Source organism: Collimonas silvisoli, from assembly GCF_018305005.1.
GTDB classification, from domain to species: domain Bacteria; phylum Pseudomonadota; class Gammaproteobacteria; order Burkholderiales; family Burkholderiaceae_D; genus Collimonas; species Collimonas silvisoli.
The window spans coordinates 74209-96474 of record NZ_JAGQEG010000003.1 but is presented as its reverse complement, the minus strand read 5'-3'; the positions used below and the strand labels follow the sequence as shown (position 1 = coordinate 96474).

19 protein-coding genes are annotated in these 22266 nt (G+C 55.9%); 18 read left to right on the top strand and 1 reads right to left on the bottom strand.

Features of this window, described 5'->3' with window-relative positions:
- Positions 1-4 precede the first annotated feature (4 nt).
- The 12 genes from KHU33_RS01460 (at position 5) to KHU33_RS01405 (ending at position 15362) form a co-directional block, all read left to right on the top strand.
- Positions 5-175: a rubredoxin gene (locus tag KHU33_RS01460; RefSeq protein ID WP_211460731.1), complete on the top strand. Its 171-nt coding sequence runs from the start codon at positions 5-7 to the stop codon at positions 173-175.
- 170 nt (positions 176-345) lie between these two features.
- On the top strand, positions 346-765 hold the full coding sequence (locus tag KHU33_RS01455; protein WP_211460718.1) for a response regulator: 420 nt from the start codon (positions 346-348) through the stop codon (positions 763-765).
- A 53-nt stretch (positions 766-818) separates the two neighbouring features.
- Positions 819-1184, top strand: a complete 366-nt coding sequence (locus KHU33_RS01450; protein WP_038485766.1) for a response regulator — start codon at positions 819-821, stop codon at positions 1182-1184.
- Between the two features lie 89 nt (positions 1185-1273).
- Complete coding sequence (locus KHU33_RS01445; RefSeq protein WP_211460717.1) at positions 1274-1864, top strand: chemotaxis protein CheW; 591 nt, start codon at positions 1274-1276, stop codon at positions 1862-1864.
- Between the two features lie 67 nt (positions 1865-1931).
- Complete coding sequence (locus KHU33_RS01440; protein ID WP_230413988.1) at positions 1932-4322, top strand: methyl-accepting chemotaxis protein; 2391 nt, start codon at positions 1932-1934, stop codon at positions 4320-4322.
- A 150-nt stretch (positions 4323-4472) separates the two neighbouring features.
- Positions 4473-10445, top strand: coding sequence for a hybrid sensor histidine kinase/response regulator (locus tag KHU33_RS01435; RefSeq protein WP_211460716.1), 5973 nt, complete (start codon positions 4473-4475; stop codon positions 10443-10445).
- 191 nt (positions 10446-10636) lie between these two features.
- A complete protein-coding gene (locus KHU33_RS01430; RefSeq protein WP_268907100.1) occupies positions 10637-11305 on the top strand; it encodes a YqgE/AlgH family protein in 669 nt (222 codons plus the stop codon).
- Between the two features lie 38 nt (positions 11306-11343).
- Positions 11344-11760: a Holliday junction resolvase RuvX gene (gene ruvX / locus KHU33_RS01425; protein ID WP_230413987.1), complete on the top strand. Its 417-nt coding sequence runs from the start codon at positions 11344-11346 to the stop codon at positions 11758-11760.
- Positions 11761-11778: 18 nt separating this feature from the next.
- Positions 11779-12300: a bifunctional pyr operon transcriptional regulator/uracil phosphoribosyltransferase PyrR gene (gene pyrR, locus KHU33_RS01420; RefSeq protein ID WP_211460714.1), complete on the top strand. Its 522-nt coding sequence runs from the start codon at positions 11779-11781 to the stop codon at positions 12298-12300.
- Positions 12293-13252, top strand: a complete 960-nt coding sequence (locus KHU33_RS01415; RefSeq protein ID WP_211460713.1) for an aspartate carbamoyltransferase catalytic subunit — start codon at positions 12293-12295, stop codon at positions 13250-13252. The genes pyrR and KHU33_RS01415 overlap by 8 nt, the downstream gene beginning before the upstream one ends.
- Before the next feature lie 71 nt (positions 13253-13323).
- On the top strand, positions 13324-14613 hold the full coding sequence (locus KHU33_RS01410) for a dihydroorotase (RefSeq protein WP_211460712.1): 1290 nt from the start codon (positions 13324-13326) through the stop codon (positions 14611-14613).
- On the top strand, positions 14610-15362 hold the full coding sequence (locus KHU33_RS01405) for a lysophospholipid acyltransferase family protein (RefSeq protein WP_211460711.1): 753 nt from the start codon (positions 14610-14612) through the stop codon (positions 15360-15362). The genes KHU33_RS01410 and KHU33_RS01405 overlap by 4 nt, the downstream gene beginning before the upstream one ends.
- A 4-nt stretch (positions 15363-15366) precedes the next feature.
- Here the strand turns inward: KHU33_RS01405 and KHU33_RS01400 are convergent, their stop codons facing one another.
- On the bottom strand, positions 15367-16200 hold the full coding sequence (locus tag KHU33_RS01400; protein WP_211460710.1) for a symmetrical bis(5'-nucleosyl)-tetraphosphatase: 834 nt from the start codon (positions 16198-16200) through the stop codon (positions 15367-15369).
- Between the two features lie 391 nt (positions 16201-16591).
- On the opposite strand from KHU33_RS01400, the gene rfbB reads away from it, so the two are divergent.
- Genes rfbB through KHU33_RS01370 form a run of 6 tightly spaced genes read left to right on the top strand, consistent with a single transcriptional unit; the run spans position 16592 to position 22228 of the window.
- Positions 16592-17674 carry a dTDP-glucose 4,6-dehydratase gene (gene rfbB / locus KHU33_RS01395; RefSeq protein ID WP_211460709.1) on the top strand — a complete coding sequence of 361 codons (1083 nt, stop codon included), beginning with the start codon at positions 16592-16594 and terminating at the stop codon, positions 17672-17674.
- On the top strand, positions 17671-18570 hold the full coding sequence (rfbA, locus tag KHU33_RS01390) for a glucose-1-phosphate thymidylyltransferase RfbA (RefSeq protein WP_211460708.1): 900 nt from the start codon (positions 17671-17673) through the stop codon (positions 18568-18570). The genes rfbB and rfbA overlap by 4 nt, the downstream gene beginning before the upstream one ends.
- A gap of 2 nt (positions 18571-18572) precedes the next feature.
- The gene (gene rfbC / locus KHU33_RS01385; protein ID WP_211460707.1) at positions 18573-19118 is read left to right on the top strand and encodes a dTDP-4-dehydrorhamnose 3,5-epimerase; all 546 of its coding nucleotides are present in this window, start codon (positions 18573-18575) and stop codon (positions 19116-19118) included.
- Complete coding sequence (rfbD, locus tag KHU33_RS01380; protein WP_211460706.1) at positions 19115-20017, top strand: dTDP-4-dehydrorhamnose reductase; 903 nt, start codon at positions 19115-19117, stop codon at positions 20015-20017. Before rfbC ends, rfbD begins: the two co-directional genes overlap by 4 nt.
- The gene (locus KHU33_RS01375) at positions 20014-20835 is read left to right on the top strand and encodes an ABC transporter permease (protein ID WP_211460705.1); all 822 of its coding nucleotides are present in this window, start codon (positions 20014-20016) and stop codon (positions 20833-20835) included. Before rfbD ends, KHU33_RS01375 begins: the two co-directional genes overlap by 4 nt.
- Complete coding sequence (locus KHU33_RS01370) at positions 20825-22228, top strand: ABC transporter ATP-binding protein (protein ID WP_211460704.1); 1404 nt, start codon at positions 20825-20827, stop codon at positions 22226-22228. The genes KHU33_RS01375 and KHU33_RS01370 overlap by 11 nt, the downstream gene beginning before the upstream one ends.
- Positions 22229-22266 lie beyond the last annotated feature (38 nt).

Genomic DNA, 22266 nt, shown 5'->3' with positions numbered 1-22266 from the left:
CAAAATAGAGTACAAAACCTGGATGTGTCTGATTTGCGGCTGGGTCTACGACGAAGAAGCGGGTTTGCCGGAAGAAGGCATTGCACCTGGCACACTGTGGGACGATGTGCCGATGAACTGGACTTGTCCGGAATGCGGCGCCCGCAAGGAAGACTTTGAAATGGTTGCCATTTAAGCCAAATTAGGCCAAATACCACATTTTCATTATAGGAATATCAAGTTATCGTCCAAAGTTACAAAATAAATTGAACTTTATCGTCTGCCTTTCGGAAACATTGTTCTAAGGCATGCCTTTATTTGTTAAAGTGACGCCGTAGATTTAATTGGATTGAATGAGACGATTTCATGACAACATCACTTGGCGGCGTCAACCTGAAGGTAATGGTGATTGACGATAGCAGCACAATCCGGCGTTCTGCGGAGATTTTCCTGAGTCAGGCCGGGTATCAGGTAGTACTGGCCGAAGATGGCTTCGATGCGTTGGCGAAAGTTAACGATCACAAGCCGGCATTGATTTTCTGCGACATCCTGATGCCTCGCCTGGATGGCTATCAAACCTGCGCCCTGATCAAAAAGAGCGCCAAATTCCATGCTACGCCAGTAATCATGCTGTCGTCCAAGGACGGCTTGTTTGACCGCGCGCGCGGCGCCATGGTCGGTTCCGACGAATATCTCACCAAGCCGTTTACCAAAGACAGCCTGCTGAAGGCGGTGCGCCAGCACACCCAGGCAGCGGAGGCGGCGGCTACCCCGGTTACTGCATAGTGCAAGCTGACCGATTTACAAAATTTAATGTGCGAAGTATTTAAAGGTTGAACATGGCCATACAAAAGATTCTCATCGTCGACGACTCGCCAACCGAGCGTTATTTCCTGACCGATATCCTGGCGAAGGCCGGCTACTCGGTGTCGACTTCCGAAAACGGCGAAGGCATTCTGGACAAGATCAAGGCGGATAAGCCGCAACTGATTCTGATGGATGTAGTGATGCCTGGCCAAAACGGCTTTCAGGTGACGCGCTCGATTACGCGCGATGACGACACCAAGGACATCCCTATCATCATCTGCAGCAGCAAGGGCCTGGAAACCGACCGCATCTGGGGCTTGCGCCAAGGTGCGCGCGACTATCTGGTGAAGCCTATCGATCCCAAGGAATTGCTGGCAAAAATCGCAGCGCTTGGTTAATCGAGCGCTGAATTGAACGTTGCTGAATTTCAAGTCGAATTTAAAATCGAATTTAAGCTGAATTCACGCCAAATGAGCGCCCAACCAATATGACCCAATCCAGCTCGCATCTGACGGCGGAAGCATCGCCTTCGTCGCTACCCGTCAACAAGGTCGCACTTGACGCCGATTCGCGCCGCAGCCGGCTGCGCGAATTTCAATCGCACTTGCTGGAGCGGATGCAAGCCGCGCGCAGCGGTAGCGAAGCGCAGGAGAGCCAGCTAGGTTTGTTGATCGGACAGACTCGCTGGCTGTTGAATCTGCAAGAGGCGGGAGAAATCGTCGCGGTCGACCAGATCTCGCGAGTGCCGCTGACCCACGACTGGTATCTGGGCCTGAGCAATGTGCGCGGGACGCTGATCAGCGTGATCGATTTTGCACGCTTTCAGGGACAGGCTTTGACGCAAATTGACAAAGAATGTCGGATTGTCGCTTTTGCCCCGACCTTTTCGTTCAACAGCGGCTTGCTGGTTTCGCGTGTTTTGGGTTTGCGCAATGTCTCCCAGATGACCTTGCAAGCCGCGGATGCGCTGGATCAGGCAGGCGCCAGGCGCTATCTCGATAGCGACGCCCAGCTCTGGACCGAGCTAAGCATGGCCCAGATCTTGCACGACCCTCGTTTTTTACAAGTAGGTTTATGAGTCCCAGCTACTGTTGCGACAGCGACAGTAGCCGGTGGCAGCGAATTTGCAATTAGGAGATTCTGTAATGGCATTCAAACTACCGTCTTTATCTAAGGCGGCCAAGGAAGAGCAGGGCGAAGCGGGCGATCGTTTCGTGCAGGAAGCATTGATGCATGATCCAGAGCAGACTGTCATGGAAGAGCGTTTCATTCCAGAGCCGCCGCCCACGGCGCAGCTGGCGCCGATAGCTGCGCCGCAGCCGGCCCCGGCGCCTGCATTTGCCGCAGTTCCTGAGCAAGCTGTCAAAGAATCTGCCGCAACTGTGGCAACTGTCACTGCGGTAACTGGTGCAAACGCAGCCGCCAGCATCGCCAGCCCCGACTCGTCGCCGCTGCCATTCATCGGCAAGCTGCCGCAGCAAAAGCAGATCCGTCTGCTGGTGACCGTATTGGTCGGCGCTTTGCTGCTGACCATCTTGTTCCTGTGGCTGAGCGCCAAGAGTTCGGCGATGAGCTCGACCCAGACCCAGATCGCCGGCGATGCGCTGATGCACTCGCAGCGTATCGGTAAGGCGACGCCGAATGCGATTCAGGGTAATTCTGAAGCGTTTAAGCAGCTGGCTGACAGCCGCAAGGAATTCAACCAGGATTTGAGCATCCTGACGAAGGGCGGCGATTACAAGGGCCACAACATCGGCACGCCTAGCGCATCGATGGATTCCAAACTGACTGAAGTCAACAAGGTCTGGTCGAATACCGACAAGGCTGCCGACACCATTCTCAAGTTGCAAAAGGAATTGACCAGCTTCGGCGTCACGCTGCAAAAACTGAACGGCATCTCTCCTAACCTGCTCGATCTGTCGGAACAGATCGCGACACTGAAAACCCAAACCGGCGCCACGCCGCGTGAAATCGCGGCGTCGTCGCAGCTGGTCATGCTGACCCAGCGTCTCGGCCGTAGCGCGAATGAATTCCTGACCTCCGAAGGTGTGAACCCGGAAACCGCGTTCTTGCTGGGTAAGGATACCAATACTTTCCGCGACATCGTCAGCGGCTTCCTGAACGGCAGCGATGTATTGCGTCTGCCGGCCAGCAAGAGCGAAGAAGAGCGCAGCAAGCTGACCGAACTGGAAAAGAGCTTTGCCGAGTACCAGGAATCGGTGGCCTCGATTCTGGGCAATATGCAGAATTTCGTTTCCGCGAAACAATCGGAACAGCTGATCTTTACCGAGAACGAACACCTCAAGCAACGCCTGGGCGCTTTGCAAGATACCTATCGCGATGCGCAGGATACGCAAAGCATCTGGTTCTGGCTGATGCTGCTGGCTGCGCTGACGACTCTGCTGGCAGCGGCAGGGATTGCCTGGGTCCAGGTGCAAGACGGCCGTCACCGTACCCATGAGGCTGAAGTACGCCGGATGGAAGCGGAAGAACAGCGTCTGCAAGCGATCAAGCAGGAAGAAGACGCGAGTAACGCCAACGACCAGAATCAGGCCGCGATTTTGCGCCTGATGAATGAATTGCAGGAAGTGGCGGACGGTGACTTGACGGTCCAGGCGACGGTGTCGGAAGACATTACCGGCGCGATTGCCGACTCGGTTAACTACACGGTGGAAGAGTTGCGCGGACTGGTCGGCCGGGTTACCGCAACGGCGCAACAGGTGACGGTTGCATCGGACCAGGCGCAAAGCATTTCGATCGAACTGCTGGCGGCGTCGCAAAGACAGTCGCGCGATATTCAGGAAACCACGCAAGCGGTTCTCGATATGGCGACCCAGATTACCGACGTTTCCAAATCGGCCAGTGAATCCGCTGAAGTGGCGCGGCAGTCGGTGAGTGCGGCGGAAGAAGGTTCCAAGGCGGTGGAAAACGCGATTTCAGGCATGAACGAAATTCGCGAACACATCCAGGAAACCTCCAAGCGCATCAAGCGGCTGGGTGAATCGTCACAAGAAATTGGTGAAATCACCGAGCTGATTTCCGACATTACCGAACAGACCAACGTGCTGGCGCTGAACGCGGCGATCCAGGCTGCTTCGGCCGGTGAAGCCGGTCGCGGCTTCTCGGTGGTGGCGGAAGAAGTTCAGCGTCTGGCGGAACGTTCCGGTGCAGCGACCACACAGATTGGTGCACTGGTGCGCACCATTCAGACCGACACCCACGATGCGGTGGTGGCGATGGAGCGTTCGACGCAAGGGGTGGTCGAGGGCGCCAAGCTGTCAGATGCGGCCGGTGCGGCGTTGTCGGATATCCGACGGGTTTCGAACCGACTGGCGGAACTGATTCAAAGTATTTCTTCCACTACCGAGCAGCAGGCCAACTCGGCAAACGGCGTGGCTACCAACATTCAAAACATTCTCTCAGTTACCGAGAAGACACGGGAAGGTACGCGACAGACGGCCTTGTCCATTCGTGAACTGTCCAAGCTGGCAGAAGATTTGAAGAGCTCGGTATCGCGTTTCCGCGTGACCAATTAATGTGTAGCACCGTGCTTGCTGTCCGGTCCTTCAATCGGAGCAGCAAGCGCGGCATCCTTGCCCAAGCTTGCGCTACTGTTGCGCTCTTGGACAATGGGTATGCATCGTGGTCGATCCTGCTTGACCACTCCCTGAACCCATGAGGCAGTCATGACCACCGATTTTTCCAGTTCCGCTGCTCAGTTACCGCATTCTGCGCGGACGCACCTTGATACCGGACCATTGTCATGGGTGATGAGCGAAATTCGCGAGGCACTGAATCAGTCCGGCGCCGCCCTGTCCAAAGCGACCGGCGCCGCCAGCGACGATCATTCGACCGCTATCCGTCATGCCAAGACTTATCTGCACCAGGCGCACGGCGCCTTGCAGATGGTCGATATCGACGGCGTCACCATCATCACCGAAACCGTTGAAGACATACTTGAGCGCGCTGAGTCGGGCCAGGCTGAACTGAGTGCGCAACATGTGCAGATCATCGGCAATGCCTATCAGGCATTGATCGAATACCTGGACGAAGTACTGGCCGGCGGCAGCCATCAGCCGGTGCGTTTGTTTCCTTACTATCAGGCGCTGCTGGAGATTCGCGGCGCTGACCGCATCCATCCGGCCGATCTGTTTTTCCCTGACCTCACCATTCGTCCGCATTTTCCTGAGGCGGAGCAGGTATCGCCGATCGAAGCCGAGGTTTATCTGCCGCTGCGCAAGCGCTTCGAACGCGCACTGTTGCCATTCCTGAAAAGCGCCGACAAAGCGGTGGAAATGGAAAACGCCGGCGCCATGCAAGCGGTGGTGACAGAAGTCGAGCAAATGCAGCGCAACCAGCAATCGCGCGCATTCTGGTGGGTCATGCATGGTTTCGCCGAAGCGGTTGCCAATGCACAGGTGTCCAACGAGCTCTACGTCAAACAATTGTTCGCCCGCATCAACCTGCAGTTGCGGCGCTTGAGCCAGGGCTCATCGAGCATCTCGGAACGGCTGTTGCGCGACGCCTTGTTTTTTATCGCCGGCATTGAGCAAAGCTCCAAGCTGGCGACGCAGATCCGCGCCGCTTATCGACTGAACGGCCTGGTGCCGGCCGATTACAGCACGCGCCACTACGGTCAGATCAGCCAGGAGGCATTGAGCACGGCCAAAGACCGCCTGGCGCAGGCCAAGAATATGTGGGACCGGCTGGCCAGCGGCGACGCCAGCCCGGCTTCTGCTTTCGAACAGGAAATGCATGGCTTGAGCGAAGCCGGCAGCCGGCTTAACGCGCCATCGCTGTCCAAGCTGCTGCGCGAACTCAATGGCATTGCGCGCCACGCTGCGCATTCGCGGCCGGGCGATGCGATCTGCATGGAGATTGCCACTAGCCTGCTGTTTATTGAAAACACACTGAATCACATCAGCCGCTTGCCGGAGAATTTTTCCGAGCGCGCCGATGCGATGACCGCGCGCCTGTTGTCGGTGGTGTCCGGCGAGACGCTGGACAAGCCGGCGCAATGGATTGACGATATCTATCGTGAAGCGCAACAGCGCCAGACAGTCAAAATGCTGGCTTCCGAAATGCTGTCCAGCTTGCGCCAGGTTGAAAAGATGCTGGACGAATTTTTCAACGATCCGGAGCGGCGCGAGGTGCTGGCCCAGATCGAGCAAGTCTTGCATCAGATCCAGGGCGCACTGGCGATCCAGGAACAGAGCGACGCCATGCGCGTGGTGGAACATACACGCAGCACTCTGCAGCGTTTTTCCGCTGCAGGTGACGACGTGGTGCCGGAGCAGAAAGAGTTCGAACGGATCGCGCAAAACATCGGCGCGCTCAGCTTCTTTATCGAAACTTTGCAGCACCAGTCGGATACCCAAAACAATCATTTTACGTTTGATGAAGAAGCGGGCGTGTTCCGCATCAACTTGCTGGAGCGGCGCGCTGTGGTTGCTGCCCCTCAGCCTGATCCAGTGGTGCCGTCGTCTGCCGCCGACAGTCATGCACCTGCTGTAAACGCTGTCACCGGCGACAGCCTGCCATCCTTGCCGGAGCTGGCGACGGTGGAAGACGAGCTGTTGCAGCATCAACGGCAATCAGCGGAACTGGCGCTGTCGTTGACTGCCCAGCCGCATGATCCGGAGCTGCAGGAAAGACTGAAAGAGTCGCTGGTGCAGATGCGGGGCGACGCCGCCTTGAGCGATAATCCCGAGGCTACCGATCGCGCCCAGGCTGCCATCGATATTCTCGATCATCCGGATTTCTCAGCGTCCCAGCAATCGCTGGCGGAAATCGTCACCACGATCGTGCCGCTGCACACGGCAGAAGCCGCAGCCCCAGCCCTAGCCGCGCCGGCTGAAGTAAGCGACGAGGAAGCTGATGCCGAACTGCGTGAGATTTTTTTGTCCGAGGCGGACGAGGTCCTGACGAATGCCCGGCAAGCTCTTCTGCAACTGCACGACGCCCCGCATAAACAAGAACCTCTGACAGTATTACGGCGTGCTTTTCATACGCTCAAGGGCAGCGGCCGCATGATCGGCTTGAATGCTTTCGGCGAAGCAGCCTGGAGCGTTGAGCAGGTATTGAATCTGTGGCTGTCGGAATCGCGCGCGGTCAGCGCCGATCTGGACGCCTTGCTGGATCACGCGGTGAACCAGCTGGATGGCTGGGTAAAAGAGATTCAGGAGCACGGGCAGTCGCAACAGACGCCTGACGCACTGGCTGACATCGCCGCCAGAGTGCGTGATGGCGGACCATTTGCAGAGTCCGTGCCGGCCACCGCCGTTACAGAGGAAATGCTGGAACTCAGCGATGTACCGGAACTGCCGGCGCAGGCCGAGGAAATCCAGCTGACCGACGACGACCTGGCTTTGTTCGGCGCTGCGCATGCTTCACAGTCTTTTGCTGTTGAAGAAGCGCAGGTGTCCGAGGATCAGTTTGAAATTCAGTCTGAAATTCACGCGCAAGCAATCGCCCAGCCTGAAACTATCGCCGCAGCATCAGCCGCACCGGCATCGCTGTCCAGTGCTGAAGTGATCGCCTTTCCCGGCATGCAGGAAATTCGCCACGACGACAGCACCAAGCAAATCGGCGATTTGACTATCAGCCTGCCGCTCTACAATATTTATCTGGCCGAGACCGATCAGTTGGTGCGTCATCTGTCGCACGACTTTGCCGAATGGCGGCATGAGCCTGACCGGCCGGTAATGACGCAATCGGTGCACGCCGCCCATTCACTGGCGGGAAGTTCCGCCACGGTCGGTTTCAAACCTTTGCAAGAAGTGGCGCATGCGCTGGAGATGGCGTTGCAGCGGATGGCGTTGCAACCCGGCAGCTTGCATGAGCCAGATTACGACACGCTGCAGCTCAGCGTCGAACGGGCCAGGTGGATGCTGCAGCAGTTTGCGCAGGGCGACATGCCGTATTACGAACCGACGCTGGTCAGCAACCTGGATAGTTTGTGGCAAGGGCAGGGACCCGGACCAGAAACGCGCAGCGCCGAAACGGAAGCGTTGCCAAAATCTGTTGCCGAGACGATCGCCGCTATCGAGGTGGCGCATACGCCGCAGGTAGTTGCCGTGCCTGAGTTTAAGCAAGTCGCTGAAGAGATCGGCGAACCGCCGCTTGAGAGTCATTTGCATTCGGTCACTGCTATTCCGGCGGAAGCAAGCGTTGCGGCTGCACCCAATAATGTGCAAGCGGCATCGGTGGCATCGGCATCAGTGGCATCGGCGCCGGTGGCGGTACCCCAGCTTTTCGATACGGCGAAGGAAGAGATTGATCCTGCGCTGGTGGTCCGGGATGAGCTGGATGCAGACTTGCTGCCGGTTTTTCTGGAAGAGGGCAGCGACATGCTGCCGCAAATCGGCAGCGCCTTGCGCAGCTGGCAGGAGACTCCGTCCGATGCCAAACCGTCACAGGCAATCCTGCGTCATTTGCATACCATCAAAGGTAGTGCCCGCATGGCCGGCGCGATGGTGCTGGGCCAGCACATGCACGAGATGGAAAGCCATATCGAAGTGATCCTGCAATCGGGTCCGTCTGCAACTTCGCGCCACACCATTGATGAGTTGCTGTCGCATTATGACCGCGGTGTGCAGATGTTTGAAAATTTGCGCAACCCGCAAGCGCAGCAGCCGGTCGTAGCGGTTGCACCAGCCTTGGCAGCGGAGGCGCATGCCGCCGTCAACCTGCCGAGCGTGATGCCGCCACCGGCTGCCGGCGTGGCGCCGGTGCCGGCGGTAGTTAGCGCCAGCGGCCTGGTGTCGCAGGTGCGGGTCAATGCCGACGTGCTGGATCGCTTGGTGAATCAGGCCGGTGAAGTATCGATTACACGTTCACGTCTGGAATCCGGTATCGGCACCTTGCAGATGTCTTTGTCGGAACTGACTGAAAACGTCGACCGTCTGCGCAGCCAGTTGCGGGAAATCGAAATCCAGGCGGAAGCGCAGATCAGTTCACGCATGACACTGGCCGGCGAGCGCGAATTCGATCCGCTCGAATTCGACCGTTTCACCCGGCTGCAGGAACTGACACGGATGATGGCGGAGAGCGTCAATGACGTCGCCTCGCTGCAAAAGAATCTGACCAGCACGGTAGACGGCGCCAACGCCGACTTGCTGACCCAGCGCCGCCTGACTCGCGACTTGCAGCAGGATCTGATGCACGTGCGTATGGTGCAGTTCGCCAGCATCGCCGAGCGTTTGTATCGGCTGACGCGCCAGGTCGCCAAGGAGCTGGACAAACGTGTCAACCTGGATATCCGCGGCAGCAACGTCGAAATCGATCGCAGCGTACTGGAAAAAATGATCGGTCCGTTCGAGCATTTGTTGCGTAATGCGATCGTCCACGGGATTGAATCGCGTGAAGCACGGCGTGCTGCAGGCAAGAGCGAAACCGGCGAACTGAAGATCGAAATCCGCCAGGACGGCAACGAAATCCTGATCCAGTTATCGGATGACGGCCAGGGCTTGAATCTGCAGCGTATTCGCGACAAGGCGCGCACGGTTGGCTTGCTGGAAAGCGATCAGCAGATATCCGACGTCGAAACCACAGAGCTGATTTTCCGTCCCGGATTTTCTACCGCAGCGGATGTTACGGAACTGGCCGGCCGCGGCGTCGGCATGGATGTGGTGCGTTCGGAAGCGGCATCGCTGGGCGGCCGGGTTGCAGTCAGCACCGATCCCGGTCAAGGCACCAATTTCACGATTCACCTGCCGTTGACGCTGGCAGTCACCCAGGTGGTTCTGTTGAACACCGGCGGCAGCACTTATGCCGTGCCTTCCGCGCTGGTCGAACAGGTGCAGCAATTGAAGGCGAAGGCGCTGGCTGCGGCTTACAACGATGGTTCGCTGATCTGGCAAGGACATAAAGTGCCGTTGCAATATCTGTCGGCCTTGCTCGGCGATGCCGACATGGCGCCGGTAGCGCAGCAATATTCGCCTGTCATCATTTTACGTAGCGGTAATGACCGGGTGGCGCTGCATGTGGATGAAATCGTCGGTAACCGAGAAGTCGTGGTCAAGAATATCGGCCCGCAATTGTCGCGCATGATCGGGATTGCCGGCGCTACCGTGCTGGGCTCGGGCGATATCGTGCTGATCTTGAATCCGGTGCCGCTGGCGCAGCGGCACTTGCTGAATGGGTTGCACGAACCGCGGGCGCCGCGGCAATCGCACCTGGCGACCCATGACGTGATGGGCGCCGTGGCTGAAATGAGCGTTAGCATCGAGCCCGGTTTGCCGCAAGCGGCCCAGGCAGTGCAGGGTTTGCGCAGCCAGAATGTGGTGATGGTGGTCGACGATTCACTGACCGTGCGCCGGGTTACCCAGCGTTTGCTGTCGCGTGAAGGTTATCAGGTGGTGTTGGCCAAGGACGGTGTCGACGCCCTGGAGCAGCTGCAAGCGATTACGCCCGATGTGATGCTGGTGGACATTGAAATGCCGCGCATGGATGGTTTCGATCTGAGCCGCAATATCCGCAACGACGATCGCACCCGTCATATCCCTATCATCATGATCACTTCACGCACCGCCGCCAAGCACCGCAGCTATGCGATGGAGCTGGGCGTCAATGAGTACCTGGGCAAGCCGTATCAGGAAGATGAGTTGATCAGTACGATCAAGTCATTCATCCGTAAAGAAGTGAATACCCTGCAATAACACTTGCGCGCGTGTGCGGAAGATACGTCTTCCACGCACGCGCACAACTCCCCCTTACTCTTCAGTCATTTTTTCGCCAGCGTGTAACATTGCAGCAACGGTTGCAGCAGCGGTTTCAGTAACGACTTTGCCAGTTAGGAAACACTATTCAAAGCGGCTTTAGCGCATTCAAAACTGATAAAATGTGGCTTATGGCTAAGCTAGATACAACTCCGGACGATTCTCCCGAACGCAATGGCGGCGCGGAGGGCGACGCCGATTCTCCCTCCCTGAATCTGACAAATCATTTCCTTATTGCAATGCCTTCCATGCTGGATCCCATCTTCGGCGGGACCGTGGTGTATCTGTGTGAGCACAATGCCAATGGCGCACTTGGCGTGGTAATCAACAAACCGACCGATATGACCATGCAGCTACTGTTCGAACGCATCGATCTGAAGCTTGAGATCAGTCCCGGAGCGGGCGAGCCGGGCGCACTGGATTTCAGCGATCCGATCGGCGAAAGGCCCGTGATGTTTGGCGGCCCGGTCCAGGTCGAGCGCGGTTTTGTGTTGCATGCACCGGTCAAGAATTATTCGTCGACACTGAAAGTGACGGACGAGATTGCCATGACCACCTCCAAGGATGTGTTGGAAGAAGTGGCGCATGGCAACGGGCCGCCGCGCATCCTGGTCAGCCTCGGTTGTTCCGGCTGGAGCGCGGGCCAGCTGGAAAGCGAGATAGTCCATAACGGCTGGCTGACCGTCGCCGCCGATCCCGCCATCATTTTTGAATTGCCGATTGCCGAGCGGTTTGCCGCCGCAGTCAATCTGCTGGGCATTTCGCCGTATATGCTGACGGCGGAATCCGGACGTGCGTGAGCTGGTGAGTTGTTTTGCGATTCGCTCGGGAGCCGGGCATGGCTGATTTAACGGGCGTGGCGGACATGGCGGGTACCGTGCTGGGTTTCGATTTCGGCCTGAAGCGGATTGGCGTAGCGGTCGGCAATACCGTGCTGAAGCAGGCGCAACCGTTGCAAGTCATCAGTGCCGCCACCAACGACGGCAAGTTTGCTGAAATCGCGGCCCTTATCAAAGAGTGGCAGCCGGTGCTGTGCGTGGTCGGCCTGCCCTTGCATCCGGATGGCGCAACTCACGAGATGAGCATCCGTTGCCAGCGTTTTGCCAATCAGTTGCACGGCCGTTACGATGTCGCCACGGTGCTGGTAGATGAGCGCTACTCGTCCGCGGTAATCAAGCAGCAGCGTGGGGAAGTGATCGACGACCAGGCTGCGGCGATTATTCTGCAGCAGTATTTTGATGATCTATCCGAATGATTTTGCGATGAAGATGCAATGACTACAATCACTCCCCAATTCGATGCCGAGGCACTGTATCAAGTGCTTGAGGCAAAAGTAAAAGCAGCCCTGGCGCAAGTCGACAATGTCGCTGTAATCGGCGTCTACTCAGGCGGCGCCTGGATTGCCGAGCGCCTGGTCGCGGCCTTGCAATTGAACCCGGGCGAACGCCTCGGCTTTATCGACGTATCGTTCTATCGCGACGATTTTTCCGAAAAAGGTTTGCGTGCCGACATCAAACCGACCCAGATCCCGTTCGACGTCAACGGCGCCACAATCCTGCTGGTGGACGACGTGCTGTACACCGGGCGCACCACGCGTGCCGCGATCAACGAATTGTTCGATTACGGCCGCCCTGCAAAAATCATGCTGGCGGCGCTGATCGATCGCGGCGAGCGCGACTTGCCGGTGGCGGCGGATTTCATCGCCGATGCAGTGACATTGCAGTCCGGCCAATCCTTACAACTTGAACGCGCCGACGACGGCAGCTTTTCCCTGATGGTGCACTCTAATGCTTAATCCCCAACTGAATAAAAACGGCGAACTGCAACATCTGTTGACCATAGAAGGATTGCCGACTTCGGTGGTGACCCATATTCTGGACACGGCATCTTCATTCGTCGGCGTCAGCGACCGCGATGTAAAGAAGGTGCCGCTGATGCGCGGTAAAAGCGTGTTCAATCTGTTCTTTGAAAATTCAACCCGCACGCGCACCACTTTCGAGATTGCCTCCAAGCGCCTGTCGGCCGATGTCATCAATCTGAATATTTCCGCATCCAGCGCCAGCAAGGGCGAGTCGCTGCTGGATACGATCGACAATCTGTCGGCCATGCACGCCGACATGTTCGTGGTGCGCCACGCCCAATCCGGTGCGCCGTATCTGATCGCCAAACACCTTACCGATACCAGGCGGAACCATGTCCACGTAGTGAATGCCGGCGACGGCCGTCACGCGCACCCGACCCAGGGTTTGCTGGACATGTACACGATCCGGCATTACAAAAAGGATTTCAGCAATCTGACCGTAGCGATTGTCGGCGACATCTTGCATAGCCGCGTTGCGCGCTCGGACATCCACGGATTGACCACCCTGGGCGTGCCGGAAGTACGCGCCATCGGCCCGCGTACTTTGCTGCCAAGCGGCCTGGAACAAATGGGCGTGCGCGTATTCACCGACATGAACGAGGGTTTGAAGGGCGTCGATGTGATCATCATGCTGCGCCTGCAGAATGAGCGCATGAGCGGAGCCTTGCTGCCATCGGCGCAAGAATTTTTCAAGAGCTACGGTCTGACGCCTGAGCGCCTGGCGCTGGCCAAGCCGGATGCGATCGTGATGCATCCGGGGCCGATGAACCGCGGTGTGGAAATCGACTCAGCCGTTGCCGACGGTACGCAGGCGGTGATCTTGCCGCAAGTGACATTCGGCATCGCGGTGCGGATGGCGGTCATGAGCATTCTGGCCGGGAATTAAAGCGGCGCTGAGGCCATCGCAATGAGTCTTGATCCAGATAATTATTTATAGAATCGCCAACACATTCACAGATGAAACTTCACATCAAAAACGGCCGTCTGATCGACCCCGCAAACAATATCGACGCGCAGCAGGATCTGTTCATTAGCGCAGGCAAGATCGTCGGCGTTGGCGTCGCGCCGGCCGATTTCTCTGCCAACAAAACCATCGATGCGAGCGGCTTGGTGGTGACGCCGGGCCTGGTCGATTTGAGCGCGCGTCTGCGTGAACCCGGCTACGAATACAAGGCAACGCTGGAATCGGAAATGCAGGCCGCCATGCAGGGCGGCGTCACCAGTCTGGTATGCCCGCCGGATACCGATCCGGCACTGGATGAGCCAGGCCTGGTGGAAATGCTGAAGCATCGCGCCAGGAGTTTGAACCAGGCGCATGTCTATCCGCTGGGTGCTCTGACAGTCGGGCTCAAGGGCAAGGAATTGACTGAGATGGCCGAGCTGACCGACGCCGGCTGTATCGGTTTTGCCCAGGCGGAGGAGCCGATTCTGGACACCACCGTGCTGCTGCGGGCCTTGCAATATGCTCGCACTTTCGACTACACCGTCTGGTTGCATCCGCAAGACCCATATCTGGGACACGGCGGCATTGCGCACAGCGGAGCGGTGGCTTCGCGACTGGGCTTGTCGGGCGTGCCGACCATGTCGGAAACTATTCGGCTGCATACCATTTTCGAGCTGGTGCGGGCCACCGGCGCGCGCGTCCATCTGTGCCGGATTTCGTCCGCTCCGGGTCTGGAGTTGATCAGGAACGCCAAGAAAGAAGGTCTGCCGATCAGTTGCGACGTCGGCGCCCATCACATCCACATGACCGACGTCGACATCGGTTTCTTCGATTCCAACGCCAGAATGACGCCGCCGTTCCGTTCGCAACGCGATCGCGACGCAATTCGGCAGGCGCTGCTGGACGGCACCATAGATGCCATCTGTTCGGACCACACGCCGGTCGACGACGACGAGAAATTGCTGCCGTTCGGCGAAGCAACGCCCGGCGCCACCGGTCTCGAACTGCTGTTGTCGCTGGCCCTGAAATGGGCTGAGGAATGCGTGTCTCCGGCGCAGCAAGGACTCAGCCGCGCATTGGCGAAAATCACCACCGATGCGGCGCGCGTGGCCAGTCTGGCGGCCGGCCAGCTGGCTGTCGGCAGCGTCGCCGATATCTGTATTTTCGACCCGGCCGCGCGTTGGCAGGTGGAAGCCAAGGAATTGGCCAGCCAAGGCAAGCACACGCCGTTTCTCGGGTACGAGCTGAGCGGAAGAGTCAAGACCACGATCGTGGCCGGCCATATAGCATTTGAACGCCCATGAGCAGCTGGCGTTTGCTGCGGGTGCTGCTGCACCTGGTTATCGGCTTGTGGACCTGTGCCGTCGTGTTTCCGATGACCGATAGCGCGGGGCGGCAGCGGCGCATACGGCTCTGGTCGATCCAGCTGCTAGCGATCTGCCGGGTGCAAGTCACCTTGCGCAATCCGCAGAATAGCGTAGCGGCGGCGCGTGCCTTGATCGTTGCCAATCACGTGTCGTGGCTCGATATCTTTGTCATCAACTCGATTCAAACCTGCCAGTTTGTCGGCAAGTCCGATATCCGCGACTGGCCTTTGCTCGGCTGGTTGTGCGAAAAAGGCGGCACGATTTTCATTGCGCGCGGCAAGCAGCGCGATGTACGCCGCATATTCCAGGGCCTTGTGACAAGCATTGAAGCAGGCGCACGGGTAGCCTTTTTCCCTGAAGGCACCACGGCGGCGCAGGGCTCGGTACTGCCTTTTCACGCCAACCTGTTCGAGGCCGCGCTCGATGCGAAAGCGCCGATCCAGCCCTATGCCTTGCGCTATCTGGATCAGCATGGAGCGCTGCATCCAGCCGCGGATTTTATCGGCGACATGACTTTTGCCCAAAGCATGCTGGCAATCTTGAAGGCGCCGCCCATGAAAGCCGAGCTGATTCAGCTGGCGCCCATCGATACGACCGGATCGCACCGGCGTGAACTAGCCGTTATCGCGCGCAGTTCGATTGCTGAGGCGTTGGGGCTAGTGGAAAAAGACACGGTCGAGAGCTGATTTCTTATCCTGGCCGCTGTGCCTGCGGGCAGCTGACTTGAAGCAGCAAACGATCGGCAAGTCGTATCGCAGTCAGCTTCCCGCCCCACACGCAACCGGTATCCAGTCCAATCAGATTCGGCCTGAGCACCAGCCCCAAGGTTGACCAATGCCCGCACACCACGGTGACATCCTGGGTCTGCCGTTGCGGCAGATCGAACCACGGCAGATAGCCGGTCATGGATGTGCCGGTGCTTTCCTTTGCAGTCAGTTCCATGGTGCCGTCTTCAGTGCAAAACCGCAGGCGGGTCAAAGCGTTGACGATGCAGCGCAAGCGGTCGTTGCCTTGCAGCGCATCGTCCCAGCGCGCCGGCTGGCTGCCATACATTTCACGCAAGAACCCAAGCCAATCGGGACCGCGCAGCACGCTTTCGACTTCTTGCGCCAACGCCACCGTTTTAGCCGCAGACCATTGCGGTAGTGCGCCGGCGTGTACAAACAAATGGTCTTGCTCCAGCAGCGCCAGCGGCCGCTGTCTCAGCCAGTCGAGCAATTCTTCGCGATCGGGAGCGTTGAGAATTTCATCCAGGGTGTCGCTACGGTGCAGTTTGCGGATGCCGTGCGCGGCTGCCAGCAGATGCAAATCGTGATTGCCGAGCAAGGCTCTTGCGCGATCGCCTAGCGAGCGGATCAATCGTAATGTTGCCAGCGATTGCGGCCCGCGGTTGACCAGGTCGCCGACAAAAATCAAGTGTGCGCCGGGGGTGGTTGCGTCGATGCGTTTTAGTAAATCCAGCAGGCTTTGATGGCAGCCTTGCAAGTCGCCGATGGCAAATAGCTTGGGGTTGATGGGTATCATATTTTGCAACGGCTACGGTCATTGGGGTTCGCTATTGTAGATCGCTGGTTGGTTTTTTGAGTTGCGCATTATGTTTTCAGTACGAGAAACCGCTACACAACTCGCTAGAAAAGTCGACGAGGAGGCGGATGTCGCACTTTCTGCATTTTTTGCGGTCTGAAGCTGACTTGGTTATGTCAATTATTGTTAAGTTGTTATTTCGCAACAATTTGTTACGTTGCTTACCGATATGCGCCGGGTTAAAGATCGTTAAATGATAGTTAGGTAACTAATATTGGCTGCGAATAGTGGATAATTCAGGGTTACGCACGAATTTGGTGATTTCGAAGAAATGCGCAGTATTCGCTGATTGTGGCGCGCGCCTTCAGAACCCTATTTTTAGGATATATACATGATATTTATTACTGGCGGAGCTGGTTTTATCGGTTCCAATTTCGTACTCGACTGGCTGGCGCAAAATGACGAGCCGGTGATTAATTTCGACAAGCTGACTTACGCTGGAAATATCAATAACCTGGCGAGCGTTCGCCAGGATCCACGTCATATTTTTGTGCAAGGCGATATTGGCGATACAGCGCAGGTTGCCGCTCTCTTGGCGCAATATAAGCCTCGCGCGATTGTCCATTTTGCGGCAGAAAGCCATGTCGACCGCTCGATCCACGGCCCAGCAGCTTTTGTGGAGACCAATGTCAATGGTACTTTTGGCCTGCTGGAAGCTGCTCGCTCCTATTGGAGCGCATTGCCAGACACCGAAAAAGCGGTATTTCGCTTTCTGCATGTGTCGACCGATGAGGTATATGGCACTCTGGGGCCGACCGACGCGCCGTTTACCGAAAACACCCAGTACGCGCCTAACAGCCCGTATTCAGCGTCTAAGGCGGCCTCCGATCATCTGGTCCGGTCTTATCACCACACCTACGGATTGCCGACACTGACTACCAATTGCTCCAACAACTATGGCTCTTACCATTTCCCGGAAAAGCTGATCCCCCTGATTATCACCAACGCCCGCGCCGGCAAGCCATTGCCGATATACGGCGATGGGCAGCAAGTGCGCGACTGGCTCTACGTGAGCGATCACTGCGCTGCGATTCGCCGGGTGCTGGAAGCGGGCAAGCCAGGAGAGGTCTATAACGTCGGCGGCTGGAATGAGAAAGCCAACCTGGATGTGGTCCATACCTTGTGTGACATCCTGGATGAACTCGATCCGAAGGCAACTGGCAGCTATCGCGATCAGATTACCTACGTCACCGACCGCCCGGGCCATGACCGCCGCTATGCCATTGACGCGCGCAAGATCGAACGTGAGCTCGGATGGAAGCCGAAGGAAACATTCGATACAGGCATTCGCAAGACGGTGCAGTGGTATTTGACCAATCAGGATTGGGTAAAAGATGTTCAATCCGGTGACTATCTGAAGTGGGTTGAGAAGAACTACGAGCAACGCCAAAGTTCGGTGGAGGATAAGCAATGACCGCGTCGACACCACAACGCCGCAAAGGAATCATCCTCGCGGGAGGCTCTGGCACTCGCTTGTATCCAGTCACCATGGCGGTCTCCAAGCAATTGCTGCCGGTGTACGACAAACCGATGATCTACTACCCTCTGACCACGCTGATGCTGGCCGGGATACGGGAAATCCTGATCATTTCGACGCCGCAGGATACGCCTCGCTTCAAAGAGTTATTGGGCGACGGACGACAGTGGGGCATTGAGCTTAGCTATGCGGTGCAACCGACACCCGACGGATTGGCGCAAGCATTCATTATTGGCCGGGATTTTGTCGGCGATTCGCCCTCCGCCTTGATTTTGGGTGACAACATTTACTACGGCCACGATTTTGAAAGCCAGTTGCGGGCGGCTTCGGCGCGCACGGAAGGCTCTACCGTGTTTGCCTATCATGTGCACGATCCGGAACGGTATGGCGTGGTCGAGTTTGACGGGCAGCGTCGTGCGGTCAGCCTTGAAGAAAAGCCAGAACAACCTAAGTCCAACTACGCTGTGACCGGCTTATATTTTTATGACCGGCAGGTGTGCGATATCGCCGCCAGCATCAAACCTTCGCCGCGTGGCGAGCTGGAAATTACCGATGTCAATCGTATTTACCTCGAAAAAAATCAACTAGATGTTGAGCTAATGGGGCGGGGCATGGCATGGCTCGATACTGGTACGCATGAGTCGTTACTGGATGCCGGACAATTCATCGCTACGATTGAGAATCGCCAGGGACTGAAAGTCGCTTGTCCGGAAGAGATTGCTTTTCGTAAGGGCTATATCGATGCCGCGCAACTTGAAATGTTGGCGCAACCATTGAGGAAAAATAGCTATGGCCAATATCTGCTGCAATTACTGACCGACAAGGTGTATTAAACATGCAAGTTCAAACAACCAATATTCCGGATGTCTTCATTATCGAACCAAAAGCCTTTGGCGATGATCGAGGTTTTTTTTACGAAAGTTTTAATGAGCGCCGTTTTAAAGAGTTAACCGGCGTTACAACAAACTTCGTTCAGGATAATCACTCCAAATCTGCGAAAAATGTCCTGCGTGGTTTGCACTATCAAATTCAGCAACCGCAAGGGAAATTGGTGCGCGTCGTAGCTGGAGAAGTATTTGATGTTGCCGTTGATATCCGTAAAAGCTCGCCGACATTTGGTCACTGGGTTGGCGCGACTTTATCTGCTGACAATAAGCGTCAGCTTTGGGTGCCGCCAGGTTTTGCGCATGGTTTTGTCGTCACAAGCGAGTCTGCTGAATTCCTGTACAAGACAACGGATTATTGGGCGCCGGAATTCGAACGTTCGATTCTTTGGAGCGACCCTGTCATTGCTATTAACTGGCCGCTTAGTGGTGCGCCATTGTTGTCTGGCAAGGATCAAGTCGGTAAATTGCTGGCAGATGCCGAGGTATTTGCATGAAGATTCTGGTAACAGGCAAGAGCGGACAGGTTGGGTATGAGCTGGAGCGTAGTCTGCAGGGGTTGGGCGAGATTGTTGCACTTGACCGTAATCAGATGGATTTATCGAATTTGGATCAGGTACGTGATGTCATCCGTGCAGTCAAGCCTGACTTGATCATCAACCCGGCAGCTTATACCGCGGTTGACAAGGCTGAGAGCGAGCCGGAACTGGCTATGCGCATCAACGGCGAAGCGCCGGGAGTCATGGCCGAGGAGGCGCAAAGGCTCGGTGCAGCGATGATTCATTATTCAACCGATTATGTATTTGACGGCACTAAGAGTAGCGCTTACACAGAGGAAGATAGGCCCAACCCTCAAAGTGTGTATGGGCGGACCAAGCTTGAAGGTGAAAAAGCAGTAGCGCAAGCATGTCCAGCTCACTGGATTTTCCGCACCAGTTGGGTCTATGGAGTACATGGCGGAAATTTCCTTAAGACAATATTGCGTTTAGCTAAAGAGCGAGAAAACATCCGAATTGTGGCGGATCAGGCAGGGGCGCCAACTTGGGCGCGTACTATTTCAAGGACCACTGCAGCCGCATTGCGGTCTTCAGTTCCAGTCGCGGATCATATTCTTGCTACTGCGGGTATTTACAATTTATGCGCTAGCGGCGACACTACTTGGCACGGTTATGCTCAACATGTCGTCGCGCAGGCCCAACTTCAAGGTTTATCGCTTAAGCTCACTTCTGAAGCTATCGAGGCAATTTCCACCGAGGCTTATCCGCTCCCGGCTCCAAGACCGCGTAACTCTCGTCTTGCGACACATAAATTGCAAAATGCATTTCAGCTTTCCCTGCCGGATTGGCAAGTTGATATGGATTCTTGCCTGAGCGAGTTGATTGCAAGGAACGAATGAAAAATCATAGTATTTCCCCTAAGGCCTTAGCAAATTCACTTTGGCAGCACCGAAACCTCATCCGCGATCTGGCTCGTCGTGATGCCGTTGGCCGCTATAAAGGATCTTTTTTTGGCATCGTATGGTCGCTGATTACACCGCTCTTTATGTTGGCCATCTATACTTTTGTATTCAGCCAGATATTCAAAGCGCGCTGGGGCGGCGGCGGGAGTGATTCCAAGACCGAATTTGCCATTATTCTGTTCGCCGGACTGATCGTATTCAATCTTTTCTCCGAATGTATCAATCGCGCTCCGGGAATCATTCTAGCTAACGCCAATTTTGTAAAAAAAGTGGTGTTCCCTCTTGAGATACTGCCTTGCGTAAATTTATGCTCTGCGCTGTTCCACGCCACCATCAGCATTACAGTATTGCTGGCTTTCGAATTCATTGTTACTGGCACTTTACCGTCGACTGTCTGGATGATTCCGATTGTACTGTTACCCCTCATGCTACTTATTTTGGGACTTAGCTGGTGGCTAGCTGCTACAGGCGTTTTTTTGCGCGATATCGGTCAGACTGTTGGCATTTTCATGACGGCACTTATGTTTGTGTCGCCAATATTCTTTCCTTCATCCTCTTTGCCTGGGGATTGGAAGATCTTGGTTAAATTAAACCCGCTAGCCCTTCCTATCGAACAGGCGCGCCAAGTACTCGTCTGGGGCACCGCCATCAACTGGGATGAATGGATGATCTACACTGGAATCGCCGGTGTTATCGCATGGACGGGTTTCGTCTGGTTTCAAAAAGCACGTAAAGGATTTGCCGATGTCCTCTGAAATAGCTGTTCGTGTCAGCGGGCTGAGTAAATGTTTTAGTACATACGATCGCCCGCAAAATCGCCTTAAACAGAGTCTCTACAGCTTAGCTGCGCGGTTGCTGCCAAATGGCCAGTTGCGGCAGCGACTACAGCAACGCGCCCATGCATGCGCCCGTCATTTCTGGGCGTTACATGACATCGATTTTGAAGTCAAAAAAGGTGAAACTGTCGGTGTTATCGGTCGGAATGGTTCGGGTAAGAGTACTTTGCTGCAAATCATTTGCGGGACGCTTGCGCCTACCAGTGGGCAGGTGGAAGTTAACGGGCGGGTTGCTGCGCTGCTGGAGCTTGGATCCGGGTTCAATCCAGAATATTCTGGTCGAGAAAATGTCTATCTCAATGGCCAACTGCTAGGGCTTACGCGGGAGCAAGTAGACCAGCGCTTTGGCGATATCGCCGCTTTTGCTGATATCGGCGATTTTATCGATCAGCCGGTAAAAGCATATTCCAGCGGGATGTACGTCAGGTTGGCATTTGCGGTCATTGCCCATGTTGATGCGGATGTTTTGGTAGTGGATGAGGCGCTTGCTGTCGGCGATGCATTTTTTACCCAAAAATGCATGCGTTTTCTGCGTAAATTCATGAAGACAGGCACTGTGCTGTTCGTCAGCCACGACACCGGATCACTCAAAAACCTTTGCACTCACGCAATCTGGATAGAAAAGGGCAGGATGTTGCAGACCGGTAGCCCGAAAGACGTCTGCGACCTCTATTTACAGGCATTCTATGAGGCTCAACAAGGAAAGAGCACCACGACCCAAATGCGCGCAGCCGTTAAGCAAAGCGATAAGCCAGCCAAGGACCAGCGGTTGACGTTTTTGAATGCGACCAATTTGAGAAACGACATCAAGCTTTTCGCGTTTGACCCCGATGCAGCATCGTTCGGAAAAGGGGGGGCTCAAATTACTGGTGTGGAGTTTTATGATGCTGCAGAGCACCCGCTGTCCTGGGTTGTCGGGGGGGAGTCAGTTACCTTGAAAATCAGCGTAGTGGCGCATCAACTCCTGGAATCGCCAATCGTTGGTTTTTACATCAAGGACAAACTGGGACAAACGCTGTTTGGAGATAATACGTATTTAAGCTATCACGACCACGCCGTAGTTTGCCACGAAAGCGATTTATTGGAGGCGGAGTTTTCTTTCCTGATGCCGATCCTGCCGCGAGGCGAGTATACGGTCAACGTTGCCATCGCTGAAGGAACGCAAGACGAGCATACGCAATTACATTGGATACACGACGCCTTGTTGTTCAAGTCCGAATCGTCAAGCGCAAGTACCGGGCTGGTCGGAATTCCGATGGAAAATATTCGGCTTGCAGCCTATGCCGACCACGCAGATCAAGGCGTGAAGTGAAGCTGTTGTCGGACTAAGCAGAAATTTATCAGATTAGC

Bases quoted from the DNA above. Each gene is read 5' to 3' on its own strand.
- rfbC (WP_211460707.1), top strand. From the start codon at position 18,573: ATGCAAGTTCAAACAACCAATATTCCGGATGTCTTCATTATCGAACCA.
- KHU33_RS01400 (WP_211460710.1), bottom strand. From the start codon at position 16,200: ATGATACCCATCAACCCCAAGCTATTTGCCATCGGCGACTTGCAAGGC.
- rfbA (WP_211460708.1), top strand. From the start codon at position 17,671: ATGACCGCGTCGACACCACAACGCCGCAAAGGAATCATCCTCGCGGGA.
- rfbB (WP_211460709.1), top strand. From the start codon at position 16,592: ATGATATTTATTACTGGCGGAGCTGGTTTTATCGGTTCCAATTTCGTA.
- KHU33_RS01415 (WP_211460713.1), top strand. From the start codon at position 12,293: ATGCTTAATCCCCAACTGAATAAAAACGGCGAACTGCAACATCTGTTG.
- rfbD (WP_211460706.1), top strand. From the start codon at position 19,115: ATGAAGATTCTGGTAACAGGCAAGAGCGGACAGGTTGGGTATGAGCTG.
- ruvX (WP_230413987.1), top strand. From the start codon at position 11,344: ATGGCTGATTTAACGGGCGTGGCGGACATGGCGGGTACCGTGCTGGGT.
- KHU33_RS01370 (WP_211460704.1), top strand. From the start codon at position 20,825: ATGTCCTCTGAAATAGCTGTTCGTGTCAGCGGGCTGAGTAAATGTTTT.
- KHU33_RS01375 (WP_211460705.1), top strand. From the start codon at position 20,014: ATGAAAAATCATAGTATTTCCCCTAAGGCCTTAGCAAATTCACTTTGG.
- pyrR (WP_211460714.1), top strand. From the start codon at position 11,779: ATGACTACAATCACTCCCCAATTCGATGCCGAGGCACTGTATCAAGTG.
- KHU33_RS01435 (WP_211460716.1), top strand. From the start codon at position 4,473: ATGACCACCGATTTTTCCAGTTCCGCTGCTCAGTTACCGCATTCTGCG.
- KHU33_RS01445 (WP_211460717.1), top strand. From the start codon at position 1,274: ATGACCCAATCCAGCTCGCATCTGACGGCGGAAGCATCGCCTTCGTCG.
- KHU33_RS01430 (WP_268907100.1), top strand. From the start codon at position 10,637: ATGGCTAAGCTAGATACAACTCCGGACGATTCTCCCGAACGCAATGGC.
- KHU33_RS01455 (WP_211460718.1), top strand. From the start codon at position 346: ATGACAACATCACTTGGCGGCGTCAACCTGAAGGTAATGGTGATTGAC.
- KHU33_RS01440 (WP_230413988.1), top strand. From the start codon at position 1,932: ATGGCATTCAAACTACCGTCTTTATCTAAGGCGGCCAAGGAAGAGCAG.
- KHU33_RS01410 (WP_211460712.1), top strand. From the start codon at position 13,324: ATGAAACTTCACATCAAAAACGGCCGTCTGATCGACCCCGCAAACAAT.
- KHU33_RS01405 (WP_211460711.1), top strand. From the start codon at position 14,610: ATGAGCAGCTGGCGTTTGCTGCGGGTGCTGCTGCACCTGGTTATCGGC.
- KHU33_RS01450 (WP_038485766.1), top strand. From the start codon at position 819: ATGGCCATACAAAAGATTCTCATCGTCGACGACTCGCCAACCGAGCGT.